The 21,606-nt window shown below is 72.2% G+C and carries 20 protein-coding genes; 7 read left to right on the top strand and 13 right to left on the bottom strand.

Annotated elements, in window-relative coordinates; genetic code table 11:
* Positions 1–253 precede the first annotated feature (253 nt).
* Complete coding sequence (locus tag ACWDS7_RS14420) at positions 254–598, top strand: DUF485 domain-containing protein (protein ID WP_306868319.1); 345 nt, start codon at positions 254–256, stop codon at positions 596–598.
* A complete protein-coding gene (locus ACWDS7_RS14415; RefSeq protein ID WP_451929648.1) occupies positions 595–2,205 on the top strand; it encodes a solute symporter family protein in 1,611 nt (536 codons plus the stop codon). The genes ACWDS7_RS14420 and ACWDS7_RS14415 overlap by 4 nt, the downstream gene beginning before the upstream one ends.
* Before the next feature lie 162 nt (positions 2,206–2,367).
* Here the strand turns inward: ACWDS7_RS14415 and ACWDS7_RS14410 are convergent, their stop codons facing one another.
* A complete protein-coding gene (locus ACWDS7_RS14410; RefSeq protein ID WP_451929647.1) occupies positions 2,368–3,291 on the bottom strand; it encodes an aldo/keto reductase in 924 nt (307 codons plus the stop codon).
* A 104-nt stretch (positions 3,292–3,395) separates the two neighbouring features.
* Here ACWDS7_RS14410 and ACWDS7_RS14405 point away from each other — a divergent pair, with 104 nt between their 5' ends.
* Positions 3,396–4,418: an alpha/beta hydrolase gene (locus ACWDS7_RS14405; protein ID WP_451929646.1), complete on the top strand. Its 1,023-nt coding sequence runs from the start codon at positions 3,396–3,398 to the stop codon at positions 4,416–4,418.
* A gap of 78 nt (positions 4,419–4,496) precedes the next feature.
* Here ACWDS7_RS14405 and ACWDS7_RS14400 read toward each other — a convergent pair whose 3' ends face one another.
* Positions 4,497–6,044, bottom strand: coding sequence for an MFS transporter (locus ACWDS7_RS14400; RefSeq protein WP_451929645.1), 1,548 nt, complete (start codon positions 6,042–6,044; stop codon positions 4,497–4,499).
* Positions 6,041–6,616: a TetR/AcrR family transcriptional regulator gene (locus ACWDS7_RS14395; protein ID WP_306868330.1), complete on the bottom strand. Its 576-nt coding sequence runs from the start codon at positions 6,614–6,616 to the stop codon at positions 6,041–6,043. Before ACWDS7_RS14395 ends, ACWDS7_RS14400 begins: the two co-directional genes overlap by 4 nt.
* Positions 6,617–6,753: 137 nt before the next feature.
* On the opposite strand from ACWDS7_RS14395, the gene ACWDS7_RS14390 reads away from it, so the two are divergent.
* A complete protein-coding gene (locus ACWDS7_RS14390) occupies positions 6,754–7,347 on the top strand; it encodes a TetR/AcrR family transcriptional regulator (RefSeq protein WP_451929644.1) in 594 nt (197 codons plus the stop codon).
* Positions 7,348–7,359: 12 nt separating this feature from the next.
* Here ACWDS7_RS14390 and ACWDS7_RS14385 read toward each other — a convergent pair whose 3' ends face one another.
* The 3 genes from ACWDS7_RS14385 to polX all read right to left on the bottom strand — a co-directional run bounded on the left by ACWDS7_RS14385 (position 7,360) and on the right by polX (position 12,113).
* On the bottom strand, positions 7,360–8,844 hold the full coding sequence (locus ACWDS7_RS14385) for a WS/DGAT/MGAT family O-acyltransferase (RefSeq protein WP_451929643.1): 1,485 nt from the start codon (positions 8,842–8,844) through the stop codon (positions 7,360–7,362).
* A 265-nt stretch (positions 8,845–9,109) separates the two neighbouring features.
* Entirely contained in the window at positions 9,110–10,348 is a 1,239-nt protein-coding gene (locus ACWDS7_RS14380; RefSeq protein ID WP_451929642.1) for a sulfite oxidase, read from the bottom strand.
* 82 nt (positions 10,349–10,430) lie between these two features.
* A complete protein-coding gene (polX, locus tag ACWDS7_RS14375; RefSeq protein WP_451929641.1) occupies positions 10,431–12,113 on the bottom strand; it encodes a DNA polymerase/3'-5' exonuclease PolX in 1,683 nt (560 codons plus the stop codon).
* A gap of 221 nt (positions 12,114–12,334) precedes the next feature.
* Between polX and ACWDS7_RS14370 the strand changes: the two genes are divergently transcribed.
* Both ACWDS7_RS14370 and ACWDS7_RS14365 read left to right on the top strand, forming a co-directional pair.
* A complete protein-coding gene (locus ACWDS7_RS14370) occupies positions 12,335–12,727 on the top strand; it encodes a VOC family protein (protein WP_306868339.1) in 393 nt (130 codons plus the stop codon).
* A gap of 270 nt (positions 12,728–12,997) precedes the next feature.
* Positions 12,998–14,296 (top strand): erythromycin esterase family protein, encoded by a 1,299-nt coding sequence (locus ACWDS7_RS14365; RefSeq protein ID WP_451929640.1) that lies wholly within the window; start codon positions 12,998–13,000, stop codon positions 14,294–14,296.
* A 31-nt stretch (positions 14,297–14,327) separates the two neighbouring features.
* On the opposite strand, the gene ACWDS7_RS14360 is transcribed toward ACWDS7_RS14365, so the two are convergent.
* Genes ACWDS7_RS14360 through ACWDS7_RS14335 form a run of 6 tightly spaced genes read right to left on the bottom strand, consistent with a single transcriptional unit; the run spans position 14,328 to position 19,179 of the window.
* Positions 14,328–15,074: a copper homeostasis protein CutC gene (locus ACWDS7_RS14360; RefSeq protein ID WP_306868343.1), complete on the bottom strand. Its 747-nt coding sequence runs from the start codon at positions 15,072–15,074 to the stop codon at positions 14,328–14,330.
* A complete protein-coding gene (locus tag ACWDS7_RS14355) occupies positions 15,071–16,054 on the bottom strand; it encodes an asparaginase (protein ID WP_451929639.1) in 984 nt (327 codons plus the stop codon). The genes ACWDS7_RS14360 and ACWDS7_RS14355 overlap by 4 nt, the downstream gene beginning before the upstream one ends.
* Complete coding sequence (locus ACWDS7_RS14350) at positions 16,047–16,871, bottom strand: amino acid ABC transporter permease (RefSeq protein WP_451929638.1); 825 nt, start codon at positions 16,869–16,871, stop codon at positions 16,047–16,049. Before ACWDS7_RS14350 ends, ACWDS7_RS14355 begins: the two co-directional genes overlap by 8 nt.
* On the bottom strand, positions 16,868–17,512 hold the full coding sequence (locus ACWDS7_RS14345; protein ID WP_306868349.1) for an amino acid ABC transporter permease: 645 nt from the start codon (positions 17,510–17,512) through the stop codon (positions 16,868–16,870). Before ACWDS7_RS14345 ends, ACWDS7_RS14350 begins: the two co-directional genes overlap by 4 nt.
* Positions 17,512–18,429, bottom strand: coding sequence for a glutamate ABC transporter substrate-binding protein (locus ACWDS7_RS14340; protein ID WP_306868351.1), 918 nt, complete (start codon positions 18,427–18,429; stop codon positions 17,512–17,514). The genes ACWDS7_RS14345 and ACWDS7_RS14340 overlap by 1 nt, the downstream gene beginning before the upstream one ends.
* A 21-nt stretch (positions 18,430–18,450) precedes the next feature.
* A complete protein-coding gene (locus tag ACWDS7_RS14335) occupies positions 18,451–19,179 on the bottom strand; it encodes an amino acid ABC transporter ATP-binding protein (protein ID WP_306868353.1) in 729 nt (242 codons plus the stop codon).
* A 104-nt stretch (positions 19,180–19,283) separates the two neighbouring features.
* Between ACWDS7_RS14335 and ACWDS7_RS14330 the strand changes: the two genes are divergently transcribed.
* Positions 19,284–20,426, top strand: a complete 1,143-nt coding sequence (locus tag ACWDS7_RS14330) for an ROK family protein (protein ID WP_306868355.1) — start codon at positions 19,284–19,286, stop codon at positions 20,424–20,426.
* Between the two features lie 69 nt (positions 20,427–20,495).
* Here ACWDS7_RS14330 and ACWDS7_RS14325 read toward each other — a convergent pair whose 3' ends face one another.
* Positions 20,496–21,470, bottom strand: a complete 975-nt coding sequence (locus tag ACWDS7_RS14325) for an aldo/keto reductase (RefSeq protein ID WP_451929637.1) — start codon at positions 21,468–21,470, stop codon at positions 20,496–20,498.
* Between the last annotated feature and the right edge of the window lie 136 nt (positions 21,471–21,606).

The raw sequence follows: 21,606 nt of genomic DNA, 5'->3' as shown, positions 1-21,606 counted from the left end.
TTCACCCTCGATGGACCATGGGTAGACCATCCCCCCAGCCCGCCCGCGGAACCCCGGCGACACGCCGTTCTCGACGGAGGCCGTCCCGGACCGGTGGACCGTTCACCGCACCGGATGGACCTTTCACCGCAAGTCATGCCCAACTGACCGCGACCCGGCGCCACCTGGGCGAAGAGTCCGTCCCCGGGTCTCCTCCCGGGGTACGGTCCCTCCTACGTTGGCCGTGATCCAGATCACATTCGTGGGAGGTCCTGTGACCGCCAGGCAACATGATTCATCTGTCTACGAACAGATTCAGGGTGACGCGAGGTTCCAGGAGCTGAAGCGGCGCTTCCGGTCGTGGGCCTTCCCGATGACCGCGGCGTTCCTGGCGTGGTACCTGCTCTACGTGGTGCTGTCCGCCTGGGCGCGTGACTTCATGGGCGCCAAGGTGCTGGGCAACATCAACGTGGCACTGATCTTCGGTCTGCTCCAGTTCGTGTCGACGTTCCTGATCGCCTGGGCCTACTCCCGATACGCCGAGAAGAAGCTTGACCCGGTGGCCGACGAGATCCGTCACGAGGTGGAGGAAGAGACCGTGGAGGAAGAGGTCGTATGAGCCACCAGACACTGTCGACGATCCTGTTCCTGCTCTTCGTCGCGGGGACATTGGTGATCACCTTCTGGGCCAGCCGCAACACCAAGAGCGCCACCGACTACTACGCCGGCGGCCGGTCCTTCAGCGGCGCCCAGAACGGCCTGGCGATCGGCGGCGACTACATGTCGGCCGCGAGCTTCCTGGGCATCGCCGGGACGATCGCCCTGTCCGGATACGACGGCTTCCTCTACTCGATCGGCTTCCTGGTCGCCTGGCTGGTGGCGCTGCTGCTGGTCGCCGAGCTGATGCGCAACTCCGGCAAGTTCACCATGGCCGACGTCCTGGCCTTCCGGATGAGCCCGCGCCCGGTCCGCACCGCCGCGGGCGTCTCCACCATCGTCGTGTCGATCTTCTACCTGCTGGCCCAGATGGTCGGCGCCGGCGCGCTCGTCGGTCTGCTGCTCGGCGTCACCTCTCCCGGCGGCAAGGCGCTCACCATCGTCGGCGTCGGCCTGCTCATGATCATCTACGTGGTCGTCGGCGGCATGAAGGGCACCACCTGGGTGCAGATCGTCAAGGCCGTGCTGCTCATGGGCGGCGCGACCCTGATCACCCTGCTGGTGCTCGGCAAGTACGGCTTCAACCTCTCCGCTCTGCTCGGCGAGGCCGCCGCGCAGAGCGGCAAGGGCGACGCGTTCCTCAACCCGGGCGGGAAGTACGGCACCGAGGCGCAGGGGCTGGCGGGCAAGCTCGACCTGATCAGCCTGGGCCTGGCGCTGGTGCTCGGCACCGCGGGCCTGCCTCACATCCTGATCCGCTTCTACACGGTGCCCACCGCCAAGGAGGCCCGCAAGTCGGTCCTGTGGGGCATCGGCATCATCGGCGTCTTCTACCTGCTCACCCTCGTGCTGGGCTTCGGCGCCGCGGCGCTGGTCGGCGGCAAGGCCATCGCGGCACAGGACAAGGCGGGCAACACCGCCGCGCCGATGCTCGCCGAGGCGGTCGGCCAGGCCATCTTCGGCGAGGTCGGCGGCACGATCCTGCTGGCGCTCATCGCGGCGGTCGCCTTCGCCACGATCCTGGCGGTGGTCGCCGGTCTGACGCTGGCCTCCTCCTCCAGCTTCGCCCACGACCTGTACGCCCACGTGTTCAAGCGCGGCGGCGCCACCGAGAAGGAGGAGATCCTGGTCGCCCGGATCTCCTCCTTCGTCATCGGCGCGGTCGCCATCGGGCTCGGCATCCTCGCCCAGGGGCAGAACGTGGCCTTCCTGGTCGCGCTGGCCTTCGCGGTGGCGGCCTCCGGCAACCTGCCGGCGATCCTGTTCAGCCTGTTCTGGAAGCGGTTCAACACCGCCGGCGCGGTCTCGGCCATCTACGGCGGCCTGGTCTCCGCGCTGGTCCTGGTGATCTTCTCGCCGGTCGTGTCGGGCAGCGCCACCTCGCTGTTCCCGGACGCGGACTTCGCCTGGTTCCCGCTGAGCAACCCCGGCCTCGTCTCGATCCCGCTCGGCTTCCTGGCCGGGATCATCGGGACCCGGCTCAGCAAGGAGTACAGCGCCGAGAAGTACGCCGAGATCGAGGTCCGCTCCCTCACCGGCATCGGCGCCGAGAAGGCCGTCCAGCACTGAGCGGGCCGGCCGGCGCCGGGCCGGTCGATCCGGGAGGCGGGTGAGGGGTCCGGCCGTGCCACGGCCGGGCCCCTCACCCGTGCCACGGCCGGGCCCACACCGCGCGGCGGCCGGCCGGACGCCCCGTACGGCGGCGCCGGCCGGCCTTCCCCACCGCGGTGGCTAGCGGGAGGCCTCGTCCAGCATCGCCAGCTCGTCGTCCCGCAGGGTCAGCCCGGCGACCGCGAGCAGCGGCTTGAGCTGCTCGACGCTGCGGGCGCTGGCGATCGGCGCGGCCACCGTGGGCTGGGCGGCCAGCCAGGCGAGCGCGACGGCGGCCGGGGCGACGTCGTGGGCGGCGGCCACCTTGCTCAGGGCCTCCAGCACCCGCGGACCGCGTTCGGTCGCCAGGTAGGCCGACGCCTGACCGGCGCGGGGGCTGTCCACCTCGACCCCGGGCCGATACTTGCCGGTCAGGAAGCCACGGGCCAGGCCGAAGTACGGTGTGCTGGTCAGCCCCGCCGCGGCGACCACCTCGCGCAGCGCGCCCTCGTAGCCGCGCTCCAGCAGGTTGTAGTGCTGCTGCAGCACCCCGTACCGGGCCAGGCCGTCCCGCTCGGAGATCGCCAGCGCCTCGGCCAGCCGCTCGGCGCCGTAGTTGGAGGCGCCGATGTTGCGCACCTTGCCCTCGCGGATCAGGGAGTCGAACGCGCCGAGGGTCTCCTCCAGCGGGGTCTCGGCGTCGTCGATGTGCGCCCAGTACAGATCGATGTGGTCGGTCTGCAGGCGGCGCAGGGAGTCTTCGGCCGCCGCGCGGATGTTGGCCGCCGACAGGCCGCGGCGGCCGCTCAGCGAGCCGACCTTGGTAGCCACCACGACCCGGTCGCGGTTGCCGCGAGAGGCCATCCACTCACCGATGATCGTCTCCGACTCCCCGCCGGAGTGCCCGGGGACCCATTCGGAGTAGACGTCGGCGGTGTCGATGAAGTTGCCGCCCGCTTCCGCGTAGGCGTCCAGGACGGCGAACGAGGCGTCGCGGTCGGCGGTCCAGCCGAATACGTTGCCCCCCAGGCAGAGGGGGAAAAGGTTCAGCTCAGAAATGCTCATGACCGTCAGCTTATTGGCTGAATAATCGCGCACTCAGCGGGCATCCCGGCAGGCTGCCGGGCAATTATTATGTCCGGCGTCAATAAGGACGGTCGGAGGCTCTCATGGCACCCGGTTCACGGCTACGCGGACTCCTCATCGGCGCTGTGATCGTGGGTGGGCTCTGCGTCCTGCTCGTGGCCGCCGCGATCGCCCTGGCCGTCAACCTGCGCCACCCGGCCCCCGCGCCGGCCGCCTCTCCCACCTCCGCCCAGCCGCTGAAGACCCCAGGCGGCGCCGAGGTGGTCAAGGAACGGCGGCTCGGCGGACGCAGGATGGAGCTGACCCTGCGCTCCCCGGCCCTCGACGACGTCACCACGGTCCGGCTGCTGCTGCCCCAGGGATGGTCCAAGGACTCCGGCCGGAGCTGGCCGACGCTCTGGCTGCTCCACGGGGGACTGGACGGCTACCAGGCATGGTCGAAGTCGGACATCGAGGAGCTGACCGAGGACGCGCAGGTCATCGTGGTGATGCCGGACGGAGGCAAGTGCGGCAGCTACTCCGACTGGTACAACGGCGGCGACGGCGGCCCGCCCCGGTGGGCGACCTACCACCTGAAGGAGCTGCTGCCCCTGCTGGAGAGCCGCTACGCCGCGAGCGGGGAGCGGGCCGTCGCCGGATACTCCATGGGCGGTCAGGGGGCGATGCTCTACGCCGCGACCGGGAACTTCCGGGCCGCGGCCTCCTTCAGCGGGGCCGTGCACACCCTCATGCCGGGAGTCGACCTGGCCGTCATGCTCGGCACCACCGCGGGCTGCTTCGGCACCGACTGGAAGCGCATCTGGGGCGACCCCCACGACGACCGCGGGATATGGCGGGCCCACGACCCCTACCACCTGGCGGGCAGGCTCCGCGGGGTCCGGCTCTACGTGGCCGCCGGCGACGGCCGCAAGAGAGAGGGCGAGCTCTTCGGCGACATCACCGAGGAGCTCGCCGACCGGGCGGCCAGATCCTTCACCGGCCGGCTCAAGGAGCTGGGCATCCCCGTCGAGACCCATTTCTACAGCGGGCGTCACAACATGACCTACTGGAACGGGGAGCTCCGCCGCGCGCTGCCGATGCTGCTCGACGCCATCGGCGCCGGATGAGCCGCCGGGCGGGCCCGCCCGGCGGGGGCCGGCCCGCGGCGCGTGCCGTACGGGGTGGCCAGGGGGCTGCCGGGACGGTCAGTGGTCGCCGGACAGGTCCATGTCGCGTGGGGTGAGCAGCCACACCGCGACGGCGGCGGCCAGCATGAGGCCGCCGCCGGCCGCGCCGGTCACGGCCAGCGAGTCGGTGAAGGCGGCCTGGGCCTGGCGGGCCAGCTCGGCCCCGGCCCGGCCGGCGCCTCCGGCCACCTCCAGCGCCCCGCCCAGCGACTCGCGGGCCACCTCGGCGGCCCGGCCGGTCACGCCCGCCATGGCCGGCTCGGGCGGCGCGAGCCCGCCGCGGTAGACCGCCGCGGCGACGCTGCCGAGAACGGCCACGCCCAGCGCCCCGCCCAGCTCGTAGCTGGTCTCCTCGATCGCGGCGGCGCTGCCGGCCCGCTCGGGCGGCGCGCTGGACATGATGACCGCCGAGGCGATCGCCAGCGACCCCATGCCCACGCCGATCAGCAGGAGCGCCACGGCCACGGCCGGGTAGGAGAGCGGGGCCGGCGCGGCGAAGAGGACCAGGAACCCCGCCCCGGCGACGGCCAGACCGCCGGCGAGCACCGTCCTGGTGCCGACCCGGACGGCCAGGCGGGGGGCCAGCGGCGAGACCAGCCCCGCGCCGGCCGCGGTCGGCAGCAGCCGCACCCCGGTCTCCAGGGGTGAGTAGCCCTGGACGAGCTGCATCCACTGGGCCATCAGCAGCAGCATCCCGGCCATCGCGACGGAGGTGGTCAGCGCGGCGACGGTGCCCGCGGTGAAGGAGGGACGGCCGAACAGGCGGACGTCCAGCAGCGGATCGGGCCGGTCGAGGCAGCGTCTGACGAACCAGACCAGCGTCACCACCGCGACGGCCAGGGAGATCGGCGCGCTGGGGTCGCCGAACCCCTCCTTGCCGAAGTGCTTGATCGCCCACACCAGGGCGACCATCCCCACGATGGACAGTGCCGTGGCCGGCGCGTCCCAGCGGCCCGGGCGCGGATCGCGGGACTCGGGCAGCAGGAGGAGGCCGGCGACGACCGCCGCGACCATCACCGGGACGTTGACCAGGAACGCGGCGTGCCAGCTGAACCTCTCCAGCAACGCGCCGCCGAGGATCGGGCCCAGCGCGCCGCCGAGCGCGGCCATGGCCGACCAGACGCCCAGCGCGGTGGCCCGCTCGCGCGGATCGGTGAACAGGGTGCGGATCATCGACAGGGTGGACGGCATGATCATGGCGCCGCCGACGCCGAGGAACGCCCGTGCGACGATCACGTCGCCGGGGCTGTCGGCCACCAGCACCGCGGTCGAGGCGAGGCCGAAGATCGCGAATCCGGTGAGCAGCATCTTCTTGCGGCCCCACCGGTCGCCCAGCGCGCTGACCGTGACGAGCAGGCCGGACAGCACGAGCGCGTAGACGTCCACCATCCACAGCAGCTGCACCGAGTCCGGCTTCAGATCGGCGGAGATCGCCGGCAGCGCCACGTTGAGGATGGTCATGTCCATGACCACCAGCAGCAGGCTCGCGGACAGGACACCGAGCCCCGCCCAGCGGCGTGGGTGCGGCGCGTCGAGCGCCGGTCCCCGTCCGGACGCGCGCGTCATGCGGTCCCTCGCAGGAAGGTCTCGACCAGCAGCCGCTCGATGTCCCTGCGCGCGACGTCGCCCCGCCGCAGGCTCTCCCGCACGGCGATGATGAGGCCGTAGGAGGTGTTGCTGATCCACCTGACCGGCAGATCGGGGCGGAGCACGCCGGCCCGCTGCGCGGCCAGGTAGAGCGCGAGCTCGCGCTCCTCCAGCTCGTCGGCGCGCTCGCGCAGCCCGGGCAGCTTGGTCATCACGTGCTCGGTCAGCGCGAAGCCGTACTCCTGCACGTCGTCGACCATGCCGGCGAGCAGGTCCCGCAGGGCGGCGGTGACGCGCTCCGGGTCGGCGGAGGCGGTGGCCTCCTCGATGGCGGCCCGCCGCTGCACCCGCTCCCAGCTGTCGAGCGCCTTGCGGCCGAGGACGGCCAGCAGCTCCTCCCGGCTGGCGAAGTGCCGGTGGAGCGTGGCGCGGCTGACCCCGGTGGCCTCGGCAATCTGGGCCATGGAGGCGGTCGGATCCTCGTTCAGGTGCTGTATCGCCAGGGCGATGATCTGGTCGCGGCCCACGGCCACCATGCATCTCCGTTTCATATGAGACAATTTCGTCTCAAACACTACATGACCGTACCGACCCTTCCGGACGGTGTGCGTACGGCGTGCGGTGTGCGTACGGCGCTCTCCCCCCGGCGGCATGGAAATCCGGCCTGGCCGGGGGCTATGGTCGGGCTGTGGGCAGCCTCAGACAGCGCTCCGGCAGGGCCGGGCGCCCGCGCGACGCCTCGGACCCCGGCACGCGCACGCGCATTCTCGACGCCGCGGAGGAGCTGTTCGCCGGGGGCGGTTACGAGGCCACGCCCACCGCGGAGATCGCCCGGCTGGCCGGGGTGCCCAAAGGGCTCGTCTTCCACTACTTCCCGAAGAAGATCGACGTGCTGGTCGCCCTGGTCGACGAGCGCACGCTCGTGGAGGAGGCCCCGGAGGTGGAGGCGGTCCCCGGCGACGCGGCCGGGGCCCTGTCGCGGCTGGCCCGCCGGCTGCCGCTCAGCGCGTCCCCGGCGATGCGCCGCATCCTGTTCCGGGAGGCCGACACGCACGGCTCGGTCCGCGACCGGCTCGGCCGGCTGAACGGCGAGATCATCCGGCGGGCCCGGTCCGTGCTGGAGCTGGCGCTGCCCACGGCGCGCGGCGACGCCGCCCGGCTGGAGGTGGCCGCGGTCACCTTCGCCGCGGTCCTGCTCTACCAGGAGAGCCTCTGCCAGCTCACCGGCCACCACATCGACCCCGACGCGGTCGCCGAGCTGATCGCCCACGCCCTGGGCTGAGCCGCCGCCGTCTCAGGCCGGGACCGCCTCGACCTCCGTCTCCCTGGCCGGACGGGGCCCGGCCAGCTCCGTCAGCTCGTCCATCGCCTCCTGCAGGTGCCCCATCAGCCGCCACACGTCCTCCACCCGGTCGGGGCAGGCGAGGATGCCGAAGTTCAGTGAGCCGTCGTAGGAGAAGCAGGTGATGTTGACGCCGCCGCTCACGTCGGTCAGCACCGACATCGGGTAGTAGGCGAGCACCCGGGCCCCGCACAGATACAGCGGGAGCTGGGGCCCCGGCACGTTCGAGACGATCAGGTTGATCGGCGGCAGCACGATCGAGGCCAGCCGGAAGACCGTGGAGGTCGCCAGCGCGGTGACGGCCGCGGGCAGCATCGACGGCAGCTCGCTCAGCCAGGTCGCGGGGGAGCCGGCGAAGCGCCGCTTGGCCGTGTGCATCGTCCGCCCCGTGATCCGCAGGCGGTCGAGAGGGGAGGAGACGTCGGTCGGCATCGGGACGATCATGACGGAGAGCCGGTTGCCGACCGTCTCCTGGACGCCCGGGGCGCGGACCGCGACCGGGACGGCGGCGACCAGCGGCTGCTCCGGCAGGGCGTCCCGCTCGCGCAGCCAGGAACGCAGCGCCGCCGCGCACAGTGTCATGACCACGTCGTTGACGCTGATCCCGAAGGTCCTGGCGATCCGTCTGACCTCGGCCAGCGGGATCGAGCCGTAGGAGAAGCGCCGCTCGGCGCTGATCGGGCCGTTGAACGGCGTGCGCGGGACCGACAGGGAGGGCAGCTCCGGCAGCTCCCCGGTCCGGCCCCGGAGCATCCGGGCCGCCGCGGCCACCGTCCGGGCCCCCGGGAGGGCGCCGGCCAGCGGGATCGCGTCGAGGTCGGCCGCCATCCTGCCCAGCGAGCGCAGCGCTCTGGCCGGGTGGGCCACCGACCGGGTCACGGCCGCGGCGAGCATCGTGGCCGGCCCGGGGGCGGCGGTCGCCGCCCGGGACGCGGGCGGCTCGACCACGCGGGGCTCGGGGGTGAGGTCCAGCAGGGCGGCCAGGGTCTCCGCGCCCGACACCCCGTCGACGGCGCAGTGGTGGACCTTGGCGTAGAGGGCCACCCGGCCGCCGGTCAGGCCCTGGATGAGGTGCATCTCCCAGAGCGGGCGGCCGCGGTCCAGCCGCCGCTCGTGGATCCGGGCGACCGCCTCGGCCAGCTGCGCCTCGTCGCCGGGCAGGGGGAGGGTCGTCTCGTAGACGTGGTCGGCGACGTCGAGCCCGGCGGCCTCCGTCCAGTAGGGGTGGTCCAGGCCGAACGGCACGCCGGCCAGGCGCAGGCCCAGCGCCGGGGCGAGATGCAGCCGCCCGCGCAGCAGCTCGATCAGGGCCTCACGCGTGACGGCGCCCGCGGGAGCCCAGGCCGGGTCGAGGATCGCCACCCCGGCGACGTGAGCCGCGGTGGTCGCCGATTCGGCGTGCAGGAACTGCGCGTCGAGTGCGGTCAGCTGGCGCATTGATCGAGCCTCCGAATGGAGAGCGGACAAGGACGGGGACGGCCATCATCGCTCCGGTCGGTTACCACCTCGTTTCGTCTGGGCGACCTTGGGAGTCTTTCAGATGAAGTCGGATGATCCGGCCGTGAATCACGGTGCGGGACCTCCGTCGATCACCGGATACGCGCGCCGTGCAGGGAGAATTCAATGCCCTTCCGGAGGAGTAAGAGTTGTGTATTGAATTGCCCTGTGATCGGTGCGGCCGGTGCGCCGGGGCGGTTCTGGATTATCCGTTCACGACGATCACGGGATGGTGAACGACGGCGTCGAAGAGATATCCGTAGTCGTTGTGCGTGGTCCGGGCCGGCTGGACCACGCCGGTCTCGTCGGTGGCCCGGGCGAGCAGGGTGTGCGGGCCGGCCTGCTGGGGGTTCCAGGTGATGTGCCAGCGGGTCCAGGCCGGCACGACGTGCGGGCCGCGCAGCTGGGCGCGGTGCCAGGTGGCGCCGCCGTCGAAGCTCACCTCCACCCCGGCGATCCGGCCGTTGCCCGACCAGGAGCGCCCGTGCAGCACGTGCGGCCGCCCGGCCGCCAGGGTGGCGTGCCAGGGCAGCTCGAAGGCGCTCCTGACCCCCTGGGTGGTCAGCGGGGGGCTGCCCTCGGGCGGGTAGGCGGCACCGAACATCCGGTAGAAATCGGTGTTCCACGGCGAGGTCAGCGGTGAGGTGGAGACCTCGATGTCGCCCACCCACTTGATCGAGGCCAGGCCGATCCAGGAGGGGACGATCAGCCGCACCGGGTGGCCGTGGTCGGGCGGGAGGGGCCGGTCGTTCATCTCGTAGGCGAGGATCACGTCCTTGAGCGCCTTGGACACCGGGATCGGGCGGCGCACCCGGCCGTGGTCGACCCCGTCGGCCACGTAGGGGGCGTCGAGCCCGCGCGGCATGACGTCGACGGCGTCAGGGGTGATCCCGGCGCGCTCCAGCACCGTGGCCAGCGGCACCCCGCGCCAGCGGGCCACCCCGATGCCGCCCAGCCGCCAGGGGGTGCCGGAGATCTCCTGGCCCTGCTGGGTGGCGAAGAAGCTCCGGCCGTTGCCCGCGCACTCGATCGCCGCGTCCCGCGTCACCGCGGGCAGTGCGAGCAGCTCCTCGTAGCCGAAGCTCCTGGGGTTGCGCAGCCCCGTGCCGTGCAGCTCCAGCCGCCAGGTCGCCGCGTCGATGATGGGGGTCGAGGTGTGGTTGCGCACGAAGAACCGGTCGTTGGAGACGTGGTAGCCGACGTCGCGCATCGCCTCCCAGCGCATCTCGGCGTTCGTCCCGTGCCCGATGAACGTCTCCGGCGGCAGCGGCTTGACGATCCCCGTGACGCCGCCGGCGGGGACCGGCTCCCCGTCGACGGCCGCGAGCCGGAGCCGGTCGCGCCCGCCCTGGTCGCGCCCGCCCCCATCGCGCCCGCCCCGGGCGAGCTGCCCGGCGCGGGTGCGGTGGTGAACGGCCTCGTCGTTCAGGTCCTCGTACGGCATGCGGCGCCTCCCCTTCCCCTACATCTATTTCCTACCAAAAAACCATGTAATCTGCGAAGGGGGAGTGAGGATCATGTGACTGTCAGCGATTCAGAAAGGCTAGCAGCCGATCCAGCGGCCAGGTGTTGATCACGTCGTCGGTGGTCAGCCAGGCGCGCTGGGCGAGGCCGACGCCGAAGCGCTGGTTGTCCAGGTGGGGGACCGCGTGGGCGTCGCTGTCGATGGAGAACTTCACGCCGTGGTGGCGGGCCAGCCGTACGAGATCGGCGGGCAGGTCGGAGCGGTCGGGGAAGGAGTCGATCTCCATCGCGGTGCCGGTGCGGGCGGCGGCGCGGAACACCGCGTCCCAGTCGGCGTCGACCGGCGGGCGCCCGCCGATCTTGCGGGTGGTGGGGTGGCCGATGATGTGCACGTGCGGGTTCTCGCACGCGGCGATGAAACGGCGGGTCATCTCCTCGCGCGGCTGGCTGAAGTGCGAGTGCACGCTCGCCACGCACACGTCGAAGCCCGCCAGCACCTCGGCGGGCCAGTCGACCGAGCCGTCGGGGGCGATGTTGAGCTCCGAGCCGTGCAACAGCCGCATGCCCGGGTGGTCTCCCTGGAGCCGGCGCAGCCGCTCGCGCTGCTCCAGGGCCTTGTCCAGGGTCATCCGCTGCATCGCCAGGTCGGGGGCGTGGTCGGTCACCGCGTAGTAGGAGTAGCCGCGCGCGCCGGCCGCCGCGACCATGTCCTCCAGCGAGGCGATGCCGTCGGTCAGGTCGGTGTGGGTGTGCAGGTCGCCCCGGAGGTCGCCGACGGTGACGAGGGCGGGCAGCTCGCCCCGGAGCGCGGCGGCGATCTCCCCGCCGTCCTCGCGCAGCGTCGGCGGGATCCACGGCATGCCGAGCGCCTGGTAGATGTCCTCCTCGTGCTCGGCCGCGATCACCCGGTCACCGTCGAACAGGCCGTATTCGGAGAGCTTCCAGCCCTTCTTCACCGCGATCTCGCGCAGGTGGACGTTGTGCTCCTTGGACCCGGTGAAATACTGCATCGCGGCGCCCCACGAGCCGGCCGGGACCACGCGCAGGTCCACCTGGACGCCCTCGACGGTGCGGATCGAGGTCTTCTTCTCGCCCGAGGCGATGACCTCCGCGGTGTAGGGCATGGCCTTGAAGTCGTCCATCAGGGTCACCGGGCCGACGGCGAGGATGTCGATGTCGCCGATGGTGTCCTTCATCCGGCGCAGCGATCCGGCGTGGGCGATCCGCTCGGCGGCCAGCGAGGCGACGATCCGCTCGGCCAGGCGCATGGCCACGCCGGTGTGCACCCTGGCGCCGTCCCGCTCGAGCTGCTCGATCCCCTTGAGCAGGTTCTCCTCGGTCTTGGCGCCGAAGCCCTTCAGGCCCTTGAGCCGCCCCTGCCCGATGGCCTCGGCGAGGGCCTCGGGGGAGTCGATGCCGAGCTCCTGGTAGAGGAAGACCGCCTTCTTCGGCCCGAGCGAGGCGATCCGGGTCAACCTCCGCACCCCGCCGGGGACCTTCCCGCGCAGGTCGTCGAGCTGGCGGAAGCTCCCCCTTTCGAGGTATTCCTCGACCTTCTTGGCGATCGCCTCGCCCACCCCCGGCACGCTCCGCACGGCCGTGGCCGCGATGTCGTCGGGGAAGCCCGCGATCGCCTTGGCCGCCTTCTGGTAGCTGCGCACCCGGAAGGCGTCGCCGCCCGTCATCGCGAACAGCTCGGCGTATTCCTCCAGGGCGGCCGCCACAGCGTCATTAGCTCGTGCCATGGGGCTCAGCCTAGAAGATCGCACCGACGTTTTCCCGGCCGTCCCGGCGGCCCGGCCGGGTCCGTCGGCCGGGCCGGGCGCACGCCGCCGCGTCCAGGTCCGGGCGCCGGCCGTCCCGCCGGGGGGCCGTTGGACGTAGGCCGAAGGCCCGATGCCGGACGCGGGCCCCGGCCGTAACGTCGTAGGAGCAAGTCGTTTCCGAGACGTCACCAGGAGGTCCCGTGCCAGCGCAGCTCGACCATACGATCGTGCACAGCAGCGACCGTTCCGCCTCCGCCCGCTTCCTCACCGGGCTGCTCGGCGCGCCCGAGCCCCGGGCCTACGGGCCGTTCGCCGCCGTCCCGCTCGCCAACGGCGTGACCGTCGACTACGCGGACTCCATCGTCCGCGCCGACCGGATCGTCATGCAGCACCTGGCGTTCCTGGTCTCGGAGGAGGAGTTCGACGAGATCTACGCCCGCATCATCGAGCGCGGGCTGCCCCACTGGGGAGATCCGGGCCATACCGAGCCCCAGCAGATCAACCACCGTCACCGCGGCCGGGGCGTGTACGTCGACGACCCCGACGGCCACTCGCTCGAATTCCTCACCCACCCGTACGTCATGGACGAGTGACCGCACCCGCCCTCCCGGGAGGGTCAAGCATCCGTTGGCGAACGCGGGGACAAGGCGGATGGACGGGCGGGTAGGGAAGGCCGGTGAAGGGCGAAAGCCACACGGAGACCTGGCGGGTCCCCCTCCTCCGGCCACGGCGGAGGAGGCCCGGACCGCGCCTGGACCACGTCCGGACCGCGCCCGGCGGTCCCGGTGGTCCCGGCGGCCCCGCGCCGCCGGGACGCACCCGGTCGCCCCGGCCGCCGGGCCGACCGCTGGAACGGATGTCGCATGGAAGAGACGGACGAGATCCGGGGGATGGCCCTCCCACTGGAGGAGGAGGCCGACCTCGACCCCCTCATGGATCGCATCGGCGACGCCCGGTGCGTGCTGGCCGGCGAGGCCAGCCACGGAACCCACGAGTTCCAGGTCTGGCGGGCGGCGCTGACCCGCCGGCTCGTCGAGGAGCGCGGCTTCTCCTTCGTGGCGGTGGAGGGAGACTGGCCGGACTGCTGGCAGGTCCACCGCTCGGTCACGCTGGCCGACGGCTCCCCGGAGGATCCGACGCAGGCCCTGGACGCCTACCGCCGCTGGCCGACCTGGATGTGGGCCAACGCGGAGACCGCGCACTTCTGCCGGTGGCTGCGGGAGCGCAACGCGCTCCGGCCGACCGGGGAGCGGGTGGGCTTCTACGGCCTGGACGTCTACAGCCTGTGGGACTCCCTCCGGTCCGTCGTCCTCTACCTGCACGAATACCATCCCGACTACGTGGAGACGGCGTTGGAGGCCTACCGCTGCTTCGAGCCCTGCGGCGAGGACTCCCAGACCTACGTCCGGAGCCTCCGGCTGGTGCCGGAGGGGTGCGAGCGGGAGACGGTCGAGCTGCTGTGCCGGGTACGGCACTCGCTGCCCGCCGAGGCCGCCGACCCGGTCGAGCGGCTCAACATCTGGCAGAACGCCGAGGTCGCGGCGGCCGCCGACCGCTACTACCGGTCCATGATCAGTGGCGGGGCGGAGGCGTGGAACGTCCGCGACATCCACATGGCCGACACCCTGGACCGGCTGCTGCACTTCCACGGCGACGGCGCGAAGGCGGTCGTGTGGGCGCACAACACCCACATCGGCGACGCCAGGGCCACAGACATGGCGCGGGGCGGGATCGTCAACCTCGGCCGGCTCGCCAGGGAGCGGCACGGCGCGGACGGCGTCGTGCTGGTCGGCTCCGCCACCGCCCACGGCGAGGTGGTCGCCGCCCCGCGGTGGGGGGCGCCCATGGAGGTCATGCCGGTGCCCCCGCCGCCTCCGGACACCCTCGAAGGGCTGCTGGGCGGCGCCGGGGCCGGCCCGGAGCACCGCGCCCTGTTCGTCTTCGCCGACCGGCCGGACGCCCGCTGGCTGAGGGCCCGGCTGGGGCACCGCGCCATCGGCGTGGTCTACGACCCGGTACGGGAGTGGCGCAACTACGTGCCCAGCACGATGGGCGACCGTTACGACGCCCTGTGCTGGATTGCCAGGACCTCCGCGCTCCAGCCGTTGCACCTGGAGCGGGAGGGCCGGGGAGAGCTGGAGACCCTGCCCACCGGGGTGTGAGGCCGGAGCCGGACCCCGGCGTGGCCGTCCCTCAGCGCCCGGAGGCGGAGATCACCTCGGAGACCAGGCCGGGGGAGGTGATCCGCCGGGCGTACTCCGGCTGGCGCAGCTCGCCGCCCATGAACGGGTGGGGGTTGCGGTGGACGGCCGGGCTGGGCGCGTCCACGAGGGCGGCGAAGTGGATCTCCTTGACCCCCGTCGCCGCCACCACCCGGCCCACGTTGCGGGGCGTGATGCCGCCGCCGGGCATGATGATCAGATCGTCGCCCGCCCGCTCGACCAGGGACGCGATCAGCGGCGCGCCCTCCAGCGCGGTGGTGTCCTGGCCGGAGGTGAGCACCCGGTCGACGCCCAGCGAGGTGAGCGCGCCGAGGGCGGCGAACGGGTCGGCGGTCATGTCGAAGGCCCGGTGGAAGGTGACCGAGAGCCCCTCGGCCGCGCCGATGAGCCGCTTGGCCACCTCGACGTCCACCTCGCCCGCCGGCGTCAGCACCCCGATCACCACGCCGTGCGCGCCCGCCTCCCGGAAGGTGGCCACGTCGCGCTCCATGGCCGCGATCTCGTGCTCGTCGTAGATGAAGTCGCCGCCCCGGGGACGGATGATCACGTGGACGCGGATCGACGAGACCGCGGCGAGGGTCGCCTCGACGGTGCCGAGGGTCGGGGTGAGGCCGCCCTCGAAGAGCGCCGAGCACAGCTCGACCCGGTCGGCCCCGGCCTGCTCGGCCGCGAGCGCGCCCGCCGTGCTGTCGATGCAGATCTCGTAGGTGAGGCTCATTCTTCTTCCCCCAGAACATGGATCTCGCCGACCGGGACGCCCCCGCCCAGCACCGGAACACTCGCGAACTCCCCGGCCGTCGAGACGTCGCCGCCCGCCGCCCGGAGGGTGGCCAGCGCGATCGCCGTCGTGGCCCGCGGGCTGCCGTCGATGACCTTGACCGCCGCCGCGTGCCCGCTGGCGAGCGCGACGACGAGCACGCCCTCGGCCCCGCCCTTGGCCACCGCCCCGGGCAGCGCCCGCATCAGGGAGGTGTTGACGTGGCCGGTCCCGCCGACGTATTCGGGATGCTCGCGCATCGCGTCGGCGACCGCCCGCGGCGCCGTCCCGGGCGCGGCCAGGACCAGGGCCTGCACGGCCCGCGCCAGCCCGGTCAGCGACAGCCCGAACAGCGGCGCGCCGCACCCGTCGACGGCCACATGGGCCGTCTCCTCTCCCGACAGCTCCTCGACGACGCTCCGGACCCGCCGCTGCACGGGGTGGCCGGGGTCGAGGTAGGAGTCGACGGCCCATCCCGAGGCCACGGACGCGGTGAGCATCGCGGCGTGCTTGCCCGAGCAGTTCATCCGCTCGCGCGAGGCCGCCAGGCCCTCGCGGATCAGCCCGTGCCGGGTGCTCTCGTCCTCCGGCCAGTCGGCGGGGCAGCCGAGGGCCTCGAAGCCCAGCCCCGCCTCGCCGAGCATCTCGGCGACCAGCCGTACGTGGAAATCCTCACCCGTGTGGCTGCCGGCGGCGATGGCCAGGCGCGGGCCGTGCAGGTCGGCGCCGGACAGCAGGCACGCCAGCGCCTGGAACGGCTTGGCCGACGAGCGCGGCAGCACCGGGGCGCCGACCAGGCCGCGGGCGACGGCGGTGCCGCCGTCGGGCGCGAGGCCGACCGCGCTGCCGAAGTGCACGCTTTCGGAGAATCCCGAACGCACCACCTCGGCGAGCGGGACGAAGCCGGAGGCTCCCCCGGCGGGCGGGACGAGTTCAGGCACGGGAGAGTCTCCTTCGCGGTTGGCGGGCCCGCGGTTGGCGGGCTTCGAGGGTGCGGGCGAGTTTGGACAGCGACGCGTTGACCACCAGGTAGACCAGCGCGACGACGATGTAGGTCTGGATGAGCAGGCCGTTGTAGGTCGCCAGGACCTTGCCGCTGTAGAGCAGCTCGGCGTAGCTGACCACGAAGCCCAGCGAGGTGTCCTTCAGCAGGCCGACCGACTGGCTGACGATCGAGGGCAGCACGCGCCGGGCCGCCTGCGGGAGCACGATCATGCGCATGGTCTGGCCGTGGGTGAGCCCGACGGCCAGACCCGCCTCGCTCTGGCCGCGCTCGACGGACAGGATCCCGGCCCGGAAGATCTCCGCGAACGCCGCCGCGTTCGACACCGCCAGCGGCACCACGAGCTTCCAGAACAGAGGCAGGTCCAGCCCGTAGCGGGGCAGCGCGAACAGCACGACGTAGACCAGCAGCAGCGCCGGGACGGTCCGCACGACCTCCACATACGTGGCGGAGGGCACGCGCACCCACCGGCGCCGCGACAGCCGTCCGAGGGCCAGCGCCAGCCCGGCGGCCATCGCGAGCGCGGCCGAGACGACCGCCGCCAGCACGGTGGACCACAGTCCGTCGAGCAGGTAGCGCCACATCGGCCACGTCGCGTACGGCTGCCAGCGGTCGGCGTCGAGCTGGCCGTTGGCGGCGAACTGGCGTACGGCCAGCGCCAGCAGGGCGAGCACCGCGACCGCCCCCACCACGGTCGCGATCCGGATCCTGCGGCGGGCGCGCGGCCCGGGCTCGTCGAAGAGCAGGCTGCTCATCGGACCATCACCAGCCGTCGTTCGAGCCGCCCGGTGACGAACCCGGCACAGGCGGCGATCAGCGCGTAGGCCAGGCCCGCCCCGACGAAGATCGGGATGGGCTGGGCCTCCATGAGGTTCACCCGGTTGGCCGCGGCGGTCAGGTCGACCACGCCGACCGCGGCCGCGAGCGAGGTGTTCATCGTCAGCGCGATGAAGACGTTGCCCAGCGGCTGGATCACCGTGCGCAGCGCCTGCGGCAGGATCACGTGGCGCAGGGACTGGCTGAAGGTCAGCCCGAGCGCGCGGGCCGCCTCGCCCTGCCCGGCGGAGACGGCGTTGACGCCGGAGCGCAGCGCCTCGGCGATGTAGGCGGCCTCGTAGAGCGCGATGACCACGATGGCCGTCTCCAGCAGGCCGGCCTTGATCCCGATCTCCGGCAGGCCGAAGACGGCCAGCACCAGCAGCACCAGGAGGGGCAGGTTCTGGAAGGTCTCCACGTAGGCCGTGCCGATCCCGCGCAGCACGCCGACCGGGCTGACCCGCATGGCCGTGATCACGAGCCCCATGACCGCGGCGCCGGCGAACGACGCCGCGGTCAGCTGGAGGGTCACGATCAGTCCCTGCCAGAACTCGGGCAGGTGATCCAGGATCGCCGACATCAGGAGCCCGGCACCGAGCCGATCTGCGGCGGGGCGGGAGCCTCGCCCTGCACGACCGTGCCGATGGAGTTCTTCCAGGTCTGCTGCCAGAGACCGGCGGCCTGGGTCTTCTTCAGCCAGTCGTTGACGAACTTCTTGAACTGGTCGTCACCGTGCTTGAGGCCGATGCCGTACGGGTCGGTCGTGAAGGGCTGGCCGACGACCTGGATCGAGGGGTCCTTCTGGGCGTTGGCGATCAGGAGCGTCTCGTCCTGGACATAGGCATCGCCGCGTTCCTGCTTGAGCGCCTGCATGCACTCGGGGTCGCTGCCGAAGGTCACGATCTTCGCCTGCGGCGCGAGCTTCTTGATCGCCGGGATGGCCGGGGTGTTGGCCCCGGCGATGACGGTCTTGCCGTTGAGGTCCTCCGGCTTGGCGATGCCCGAGGTGCCCTTCCGGACCGCGAGGGTCAGGCCGGAGGAGTAGTACGGCCCGGCGAAGGCGACCTGCTCGGCCCGCTCCGGCGTGATCGTGTAGGTCTGGAAGACGACGTCGACGGTGCCGTTGCTCAGCAGCGCCTCACGGGTCTCCGACGCCGAGTTGACGATCTTCACCTTGGGCTCGCCGATGATGTACTTGGCGAGAGCCTTGCCCATGTCCGCGTCGAACCCCTCGACCTCGCCGGTCGTCGGGTTCTGCTGCGACAGCAGCGGGGCGTCGAGCGACCCGCCGACGATCAGCTCGCCGCGCTGCTTGATCTTCTCCATCGTGGAGCCGGGCAGGATGTCGGCAGCGGCCGCCACCGGCGCCTTGGCGAGCAGATCACCGCCCTTGGCCTCGCCCGGCACCGCCGGGCTGCCCGAATCCGTGCCGGAACAGGCCGAGAGGCCGATCATCGACACGGCGGCGACAGCGGCCATCCGCTTCATGGACACCATCGGGCCCACCATCCTTTGCGATCAGTGAGTGAGTACCTTGGCCAGGAAGTCCCTGGCCCGGTCGGTCTGGGGAGCTTCGAAGAAGGCGTTCGGCTCGGCCGTCTCGACGATCTGGCCGCCGTCCATGAACACCACGCGGTCGGCGGCCCGGCGGGCGAAGCCCATCTCGTGGGTGACGACGACCATGGTCATGCCGTCGGCGGCGAGCTGGACCATCACGTCCAGGACCTCGCCGACCATCTCGGGGTCGAGCGCCGAGGTGGGCTCGTCGAAGAGCATCACCTTGGGCCGCATGGCGAGCGCGCGGGCGATGGCCGCCCGCTGCTGCTGGCCGCCCGACAGCTGCGCGGGGAGCTTGCCGGCCTGCTCGGCGATGCCGACGCGCGCCAGCAGCTCCCGCGCGGTCCGCTCCGCCTCGGCGCGGCCGACGCCGCGCACCTTCACCGGGGCGAGCATGACGTTCTCCAGCACGGTCTTGTGCTGGAAGAGGTTGAACGACTGGAAGACCATGCCGACGTCGGCCCGGAGCCTGGCCAGCTCGCGGCCCTCGACCGGGGCGGGGACGCCGTCGATGAGGATGTCGCCCGAACCCGCGCTCTCCAGCCGGTTCAGGCAGCGACACAGCGTGGACTTGCCCGACCCGGAGGGGCCGATCACCACGACGACCTCGCCCTGCGCCACCTCAAGGTCGATGTCGCGCAGTACGTGATGATCGCCGAACCATTTGTTCAGCCCTTGCACCTGAATCATTGCCGTCTTCCTTCGAAATCGAAGATAAAGCGGAACGTAATGGATGATTCCGGCCGAAGTCAACACATTGCCGTAGTAAGTACAGACGTGGTATTCCTCTGTTCATGTCAGGCAAAGAGAGGTTGCTCGTGCGGGGAGCCCAGGGCGATCTCATGCGTCTCGTCGCCACCGGCCACGCCGAGTCACGCGCCGAGCTGGCCCGCCTCTCCGGCCTGGCGGCGTCAAGCGTCTCCCTGCGGGTGGAGGAGCTGATCGGGGCCGGGCTGCTCGTGGAGGAGGGGTCGGGCACCTCCCGCGGCGGGCGGCGGCCACGGCGGCTACGGGTCAGTCCCACCGCCGGGCTGCTCGCGGTGGCCGACCTCGGGGCCCATCACGTCCGGCTCGGCCTGCTCGACCTCAGCGGCACCCCGCTGGTCGTCGAGGAGCGCCCCTGCGACATCGCGCTGGGCCCGGAGGCGACCCTCGACTGGATGGCGGCCTCCTTCGACGAACTGCTGCTGGCCCACGGCCCGCCCGGCGTCCCCCTGCGCGGGATCGCCACCGGCATCCCCGGCCCCGTGGACCCCGCCAGTGGCCGCGTGGTGTCCCCCTCGCGCATGCCCGGCTGGAACAACTTCCCCGTCGCCGAGCATCTCGGCGCGCACTACGACCTGCCGGTGCTCGTCGAGAACGACGCCAACCTCCTGGCCGTCGGCGAGGCCCGCGCGTGGCCCGGCTGCGACAACCTCATGGTGCTCAAAGCCGGCAGCGGCATAGGGTGCGGCGTGATCGTCGACGGCCGCCTGCACCGGGGCAGGGGCGCGGCCGGCGACATCAGCCACGTCCGGGTCAGCTCCGACTCCTCCGTCGTGTGCTCCTGCGGTCACTCCGACTGCCTGGAGGCATACGCGAGCGGGGCGGCGCTGATGGGCGCCCTGACCGAGCTGGGCATCGCCGTACGGCGGCCCGCCGACGTCGTCGCGGCCGTCAACGACGGGGTGCCCGAGGCCACCGCGCTGGTCAGGAACGCCGGCCGCCTCATTGGCGAGGTGCTCACCGTCCTGGTGAACTTCCTCAACCCCGACGCCATCGTGGTCGGCGGCAGCCTGTCCACGGCCGAGCCGCTGATCGCGTCGATCCGGGCCGCGGTCTACGAGCGCTGCCTGCCGCTGGCCACCCGCGACCTGGAGATCGCCGTCACCCGCTCGGGCCCCGACGCGGCGCTGCTCGGCGCCGGCTCCCTGCTCCTGGACACCGTCCTGGGGTGAGCTGACTTCCGGCCGCTCGGCGCCGGCCCTCCACCGGCAGGGCCGGCGCGCGGGACCGGGCCGGGCGCGTCAGTGGGCGACGGCCCGCGGGCGGTACGGCTCGGCGAGGAAGGCGAGCTCCTTGTCCGTCAGGGCCAGGTCCACCGCGGCGACGGCGTCGTCGACGTGCCTCTCCTTCGTCGCGCCGACGATCGGGGCCGACACCCCCGGCTGCCGGAGCACCCAGGACAGCGCCACCTGGGCCGGGGGGACCTGGCGCTCCCGGGCCACCTGGGCGACCCGGTCGAGGATCTGGCGGTCGTTGTCGGCGTCGGTGTAGAGGGTGCCGATGCGCTCGTCGCTCCCGGCGCGGGTGGTGGCCTCCTCCGAGCCGGCCCGGGCGAGCACGCCGCGGGCCAGCGGGCTCCACGGGATCAGGCCCACGCCCTGGTCGGCGCAGAGCGGGTTCATCTCCCGCTCCTCCTCGCGATAGAGCAGGTTGTAGTGGCTCTGCATGGTGACGAACTTGGTCCAGCCGTTGACCTCGGCCACGTGCTGGGCCTTGGCGAACTGCCAGGCGCTCATCGAGGAGGCGCCGAGGTAGCGGGCCTTGCCCGCGCGGACCACGTCGTGCAGGGCCAGCATGGTCTCCTCGATCGGCGTCTCGGGGTCCCAGCGGTGGATCTGGTAGAGGTCCACGTGGTCGGTGCCGAGACGGCGCAGCGAGTTGTCGATGGCGGAGTGGATGTGCTTGCGGGACAGGCCGCGGTCGTTGACACCCTTGCCCATCGGGAAGAAGACCTTGGTGGCCAGCACGTAGTCGTCCCGGTCGGAGAAGATCCTGCGGAGCAGGCGGCCGGTGACCTCCTCGCTGGAACCGGCCGAGTAGACGTCGGCGGTGTCGAAGAACGTCACCCCGGCGTCGGCCGCGCGGCGCACGATCGGCTCCGCCGTGGCCTCGTCGAGGACCCACTCGCTCCACTTGGCGGGGTCACCGTAGCTCATCATGCCCAGGCAGACCCTCGACACCTTCATGCCGGTGGAACCCAGGCGCACGTATTCCATGGCGGAACCCCCTGATCATTGCTGCCAAGGCTCAGCCTACGGCCGGCGATTCGAGGCACGGATTCATCCCGGCAACGCATCGCCACGGCTGGCGGATCGCCCGGAAACGATCATCGGGAGGGAGCGGTCGGTCCTG

The sequence above is a fragment of the Streptosporangium sp. NPDC003464 genome (genome assembly GCF_053588315.1).
This window is presented reverse-complemented; position numbering and strand designations above follow the sequence as displayed.